5 protein-coding genes are annotated in these 6,437 nt (G+C 48.7%); 2 read left to right on the top strand and 3 right to left on the bottom strand.

Going from position 1 to position 6,437, the window contains the following annotated elements; genetic code table 11:
• The 3 genes from ACNY69_RS14705 to ACNY69_RS14695 all read right to left on the bottom strand — a co-directional run.
• The coding region (locus ACNY69_RS14705; protein ID WP_418798986.1) for a BapA prefix-like domain-containing protein at window positions 1-687 on the bottom strand (687 nt) is incomplete at its 3' end.
• Window positions 688-1,848: 1,161 nt separating this feature from the next.
• Window positions 1,849-2,523: an SOS response-associated peptidase family protein gene (locus ACNY69_RS14700; RefSeq protein ID WP_418798985.1), complete on the bottom strand. Its 675-nt coding sequence runs from the start codon at window positions 2,521-2,523 to the stop codon at window positions 1,849-1,851.
• 824 nt (window positions 2,524-3,347) lie between these two features.
• A complete protein-coding gene (locus tag ACNY69_RS14695) occupies window positions 3,348-3,653 on the bottom strand; it encodes a hypothetical protein (RefSeq protein ID WP_418798983.1) in 306 nt (101 codons plus the stop codon).
• A gap of 1,147 nt (window positions 3,654-4,800) precedes the next feature.
• On the opposite strand from ACNY69_RS14695, the gene iraP reads away from it, so the two are divergent.
• Together iraP and ACNY69_RS14685 are read left to right on the top strand one after the other, a co-directional pair.
• Window positions 4,801-5,151, top strand: a complete 351-nt coding sequence (iraP, locus tag ACNY69_RS14690) for an anti-adapter protein IraP (protein ID WP_111139518.1) — start codon at window positions 4,801-4,803, stop codon at window positions 5,149-5,151.
• A gap of 826 nt (window positions 5,152-5,977) precedes the next feature.
• Window positions 5,978-6,220 carry a hypothetical protein gene (locus ACNY69_RS14685; RefSeq protein ID WP_146240838.1) on the top strand — a complete coding sequence of 81 codons (243 nt, stop codon included), beginning with the start codon at window positions 5,978-5,980 and terminating at the stop codon, window positions 6,218-6,220.
• Window positions 6,221-6,437 lie beyond the last annotated feature (217 nt).

Raw genomic sequence — 6,437 nt, 5'->3', positions numbered from 1 at the left:
ACCGGAGGGAAGATGGGCCGCGGTGCCGGTGAAGATAACGCCGTAAATCCCCTCTTTATAACTCACGGTGTTGTCGCCGTTGACGGGATCCAGGGTCAGGGCTGGCAGGACAACCGCGTCGGTTTCAGCCGCCGTGGAGGTGATCACTAATGTGGCTGTTTCCGCCGCGTGTGCGAACGTTAAGGTTGAGGCCGCGTCGCCGGAAGTCCCTTCCGTGCCAGACGCCGTCTTCTCAGACGCCTGCGTCTGGTTTTCTGCAACAGAAACTCCAGATAACGCTGGCTCTGAGGCTGCTGTTACGTTGGCCGGGAAAGGGGTCAGCGCATTCGCCCGATCGACAGGCTGCAGGACGGGCGTCAGCGTGATGACAGCCTGATCGTCGTCCATTGTTTCTGTACTGAATTGCGCCTGCTGGAGCAGACTGCCCTGCTGAAACAGTAATGTACTTCGCTCACCTGCCACCTCAGTAAAGAAGTGCTGATAGCGGAGCGTGTCGCTCTCCGGCAGATTGAGAATGAGGTCATCCCCCTGCTTCTGATAGGAAGCAATCTGAGACGGTAAGCCCTGCAGCGTAATAATGGCGGGTTCGCTCAGATTAAAAGATGACGAACTTTGTGCCTGCCGGAGCAGTGGCTGACCGCCTGTCAGCGAGACGACCGTGAAACGGTCCGTGCCTGAAAAAGCCATGGAGATTTCCTTATATACCAGGTAGTGAGTCGCAATGCCGTTAAAAATAAAGCGGCGCTTTACTGATTTCAGGCACGCAGATGCCAGCGACCAGATAAAGGTGCTGAGCCAGACCCGATACTCAACGGATTAATCGCAATCCGTAACAAGGATAATGGTTAAGAAGATCAGCCAGATTAAATAATCAGTTCCACGGACAGTTTCTGTCTGCCAATGAGATTAATCAGCACCATTCATTGCAAGAGTTCGAGCGTCGGCTCATTCGACCCCTATCAATCTCAATGACTTATTGCCATTAAAACAGGAATAGTTGACGCTGGATAGACATAAACTATCCTTCGCCTGCCTCTCTGACTACCAGGTAAAATCTGGAATTTCATTAGGTGAATAGTTGATGCTTTCTGTTGTTTTAAATATTTTTCGGCGTCTGAATACGATCAGCCCTCACGCCGCTTCTTCGTGTCCCTCAGATTTATTAACGGACAAAATTTATCAGTTAATTTAAATAATAAGGTACAGATGGCATCGGCTCGTCACGGCAAGCGCCGCCTGTCGCGCAGCACTTTCCAGCCCCGGTTGATGCAGAACTGGCCCGTCAGTTGACGGAAATTCAGCGTGCAGGGATGGACAGATTTATTTGCGAAGTGGCGCGGGCGCGCAGCATGGCATTTATTTTTGCAACGTTAGCGGTCCGCGGCTGGCTCAAAAACAGACGTGTACGTTAAAACGCCGGTATTGATGGCTGATTTAAACCTGAACGAAATATTCTGTTTATAAATGGCAGCACGATTTAATGTTAACCGGACAGTTATCATGCATTTAAATAAATTTAAGGGCTTATTCAGGTCCGGGCTGACTATTCCTGTAAGCGTTCATGTTCTCAGGGATATCCTGAATTAATCTGGTCTGCTCATCCCGTGACGTTATTCCCGGAATACCTGTTGTGCCGTTTGTAAGGCATGGCGACCGATGTTCACATTTTATCTGCCACGGACTATTTCGATTTGACCAGCCAGTAGCCGCGAACTGCGCAGGGAGTATTCCCCATCCACTTCACTGACCACAAAGGCGTGAAGAGAGCCGTATTCGCGGCGCATCAGATCGGTTGTGCAGAGGATGCCCCCATTACGCCGTAAACGCATCAGCCGTTCGCAATCCGGCTCAGTCAGGTTTGATCTCTTCAATAAGCGTCTCGCCCTGATTACGGATGCTGCCTGCTCTGGCTGACACAGGATGCCAGCAGAAGTCCTTTTCTGGCAGCGCCGCATCCTGAGCGATCTGCTGCGCCCGTTCAGGCGTGGTGTCTTCGCTTAACCATTCGCGTATCGCATCCGCTGTCAGAACCAGCGGGCGACGGTCGTGGATATCGACCATGCCCTTGTTACTCGCCGCTGTGACGATAACGAATCCTTCATGCCCGTGATCCTGACCGTAAGGCGCCCTGCCAATCGCCGCAAAAAACAGCGGCACGCGCGTTCGGTGGTAGATGAAATAGGGCTGCTTTTTATTGCCGTCCCGCTTCCACTCATACCAGCCATCGGCAGGCACGATCGCACGACCATTCTCCCATAGCGGCCTGAACATGCGGCCGGTTGCCGCCGTCTCACCGCGGGCATTGATTAGCGGCTGCTTGTGCCACCACGCCGGGCCGTAGCCCCAGTAAACCGGGTCAAAATGCAACGCATCGTCCCGTTCGTTCAGCAACAGAACCTTAGTGCCTGGCGCAACATTAAAACGCCCGATCGGTTCCGGGTCATAAACAATTTCATCTGCCTTGAGTTTAAGAGCGTCAAAGTAGTCATCTCTGCTGCTGTACTGCGCAAACCGTCCACACATAGATACCTCCTCTGCTAAGGATAGTGTGATATGTGAGCGTCAGGGATGTATCCGGCAACCGGCGGCGGGATTTCTGGATTTTGCAGAGATCCGGCATGGGTTTACCCTGAGATGTTTTTCAGATCGGCCGGACAGATTGTGTAATCGGCAATCACACCATAAGGTTAAATGACGTCATACAACAGCAGAGGTAGAGATGCCCGACGTAATGCTATTTGGTGAAGGCTGGAAAGGTGAAAAAAGGTCAGTGAGCGTGGCAGCGCCTGGTGATTACATCAGCTATTTATCGAAAACAGACTTTACCCAGAATCAGCTCGAGATTGTGGCGCCAGGCCCTGTGCGTTTTAATCAGGGTTTCCGGGTTTCAACCTTTCGCTCTCAATCCGGACAGGCCTATCTCATCGCAGTGTCAGGCGACAGGCCATCTGATGAGTGGGTGGAACAGGCTGTTGCGTCTCATCACCCCGCACCACTTGAGGGATAGCCTCGCAGAAGAAGCCAGCATAAACAGCAACAGGCAGTCAGTGTTATTTCAGGACAGACGGAAGCGCAGATTTTTTGCAGTCTGCCTGAACAGAACGCGTAATCGGAAGGCGAAGTGAAAATGGCTTACAGACCGCGAACGTGCCCTTTCTGCAATTTCCGGGGGCCCCGAAAGTGCCCTGACGGCAAGTTTTCCTGTGACATGTGCGGCCTTGAATGGAAGCCCGAACAGGATAAGCGCGACAAAGACAAACAATGAAACCTGCGTCTGTGGCGTTATTTTCTGCCGGCATTCGACAGGTGAAACATGAACAGGGCTGACCTGATCGGGAAGGGGCTGCTCAGATTAGCGCGATGTGTGATTGCTCAGACCAGACTGCTCTCCCTTCCCATCCGCATCCGGTGCTCACAGAAGCTGAACATATTTCACCGCAGACGCGATCCGGTGTGCTGGCAATTTCAGGACCGGACATCAGCAAGTCACTGCTTTTTGCTTCAGGGCGGCCCTGAACGTCATAAATCATCAGCCAGCCAAAAACAGTAACTGAATTGCGTTTACTGCCTACCCTTAAGCAAAACGGCTTACGACGCGTGAAATAAGGTTGCCCCTGATACCATGCTGCTCTCAGCGCGTTTGCTTTTTTCATACAGGTTGCGCCCCCCATTCAGCAGAGTGAATTGTTCCAGCTAAATAATAGTGAGATTAATGGGGGTGACGTTCACCTTTGTATTTACAATTTTATGGCGCTTTCTCTGCATGAAAATGCAATCAGATGAAAAGAAAATTGAAATTGAGAATGGTAAGGCTTCAGCATGCCTTTTAATCTCAAACCGGATGAGTTTCTGGTCTGAAAGCATATTGTGCTCACTTTTCGAAAATTCGACACTCACGCTACCTATCCAGACGGAATACTGTATAGTGCCCTGGTCAGCCCAGGCTGACACTGCGTTTTTTCCTTTTTTGTTCCAGTTTACGCCTGTGTAACGCGGGCTTCTTTGCCATCGCTTAACCTGAATTCGAACCCGAAAATAAAAAGTGTTAAATAGCTCAACTTTCGCGATTTCCAGGTTTAATATGCCGAAGTGTCCTGAGTTTTAATCTGGCTATACCTCTTTATCAGCGGCATGCTTTTTGCGCTTATTGATGACTGTAAACCGGTATTCTGGCTTTATCACCGCCTGCGTTTGCGATTCAGACAAGCGTTGCGGATGCTGTGGCGATCTATTTATAATTCTGATGCTGACGTTATTAACAGAAACAGGTATATGTCACCTGAACAACCTGAAGGTTAAGCTAGCCTGATGTCAGCGTTCAATTTCTTCATTCCGTCTGCCGAATAGTGTCAGACTTCTTTCGTTACCCAGCCATTTCAGGCTTCTCTGAATTTACCCGGCATAAAGCGACAGGCATTGTAATCGTGTAGCGGGCTGCCTGGTTTTATCGCCATCTGCAGTCATAGCGCCTCTGGTCTGAATGAGTAAAACGTCTGACGATACTTAGCCTGCAGCGATAAGCATTAAAATAGCATCCTGAATGCAGATTAACGGACTCCTGAAAAGTTGAACGTTATAAATTCTCGTGAGGGATAAACAGCAGAGGCTTTAATTATTTGAAAACAGTTAGTCTGATCTTATCAGCTCAGAGTGCTGTTATTTCAGAGAGTTAGATTATTCTGTCACACACTGCCAGCGGTTGAGTATACGCCATTCTTTAGGGACTTTGATTTTCAGAATTTTTGGGCTTTTCACTATCAGGAATAAAAGTTAAAATTTTACGTTTTAACAGGGGGGTATATGAAAAACGTAGTGCTGAGCATGCTTGCCAAAATCTCAAACATCGATGCGAATATGAAACAGCTGACAGCGCGTGTTGAAGCACAGTCTCTGTTGATCAGCGCACTTGTGCTGGCCGTCAGCAAACAGGGCGGCGTGACCGAAATGATCGAGAGCGCTAATAAAGCCATTAATACTGTCATTGATTCCGCTGAGTCGGATGAAATACTTAAGTCCGATGCTGCCATTCTGCTGAGTGAACTGCAGAGCCTGCTGACTATTTCAGCCGCTGTAGAGGGTGCCGATGAAGAAGTTAACCATGAAGGGCTACATGCGCTTCAGGGTGTGACCCCTCTTCAAAATGACAGTTAACATCAGACGTTACTTTCTTCCCTGATCAGGATGCCAGCGCTATTTTCAGTGCTGGTATTATTCACATCAGGCCCGCCAATCCCGGATGCCTTACTTATTAAAACCCATGCTATCACATCTGCATTAACACCTGATTCACTTAAAGCCGACACTGTTGAATAAAAGACTGGTAAAAACCTGACACGTGTCGCTGTATTTTATCAGCCAGCCAGTTTGTAGAATATATAAACCTTAGACTAAAAAATAATAATAAAATACGCTTTCTTATCCAGCAGCGAACCGTAAATGCCCCCCCTTTTTTGCAACGTGATCTTCTGGCATACCCTGTCGCGTACAAACAAATCGCTATCCATCACGATATATTTTCTTCCCTGCCTGCATGCACGTTATGAAAATCACCTGGCCCTCTGATTTTACTGCAAAATCCTGCTCAGCCATCGTCAGTCAGGACGAACGCATTCGTTTTTTTGCGAACCTGAATCATGAGTTCTTCTTGATATATTGACATCAACCTGAATTTATTTTCTATAACGGCGCGATTACCGCTTTGCTTACGCTATAATGAGTTCACCTTTCGTCGAGGGTGTAAGATTTGTTATTTAGCGTCTGGGTGGTTTCTCATCATCACGCTGAATCCCTTTTTACTTTGTCTGACGTCTGTTGCGCTGGTGTTCGCCTTCTGGCTGTTAAACTTCACAATACAAGGCAGAAAGCGTTTGTACGTGACAGGTAAAAAATTTACGCAGCATTATTGCTCACCCGCCAGAGCGGACATTTTACCGACAGACAAAAAGAAGAATGTATGTGCAGAAGTGAAGAAGAATTAGTGAATATCGTGATTGGTGAGGCCGTTTTATCACTCGCGGACGATTATCTTGATATCAGTGTCGTGACGATTGTTGATAAGCTTAAACAGATGCTGAAAGCAGAAACTGATGAAAGTCGTCGTAAGAACATCATTGATGCTATTCAGAAGACCTGCCTGAGTCCTGCCCTTATCCGTAATGACACGGCCCTCCCCTTTGACGCTGAACAGAACACCGCCAGGATTGTTGAGGTCTGGCACTGAGTCGATTTACCGTATCAGTGTTCTATGAGTACAGCGCAAAACGGACGGCGTGATGCACCCACGAAAGCCTGGCGAAGATAAATCAGAACGCAGGCCAGGGTCTCAGCAGGCCCCTTTCCGTCTGGGATCGTCAGCCTCTGCACAGCGTCGCCGGTTGTGCGCAGGCTGAGATAGCGTCTGAGGATTAAAATATCCAGGTCATCACTGTCAGGCATAC

Source organism: Pantoea graminicola (assembly GCF_048452665.1).
GTDB lineage: Bacteria > Pseudomonadota > Gammaproteobacteria > Enterobacterales > Enterobacteriaceae > Pantoea.
The sequence above is the reverse complement of the archived record's forward strand: the minus strand, read 5'-3'. Positions and strand labels throughout refer to the sequence as shown.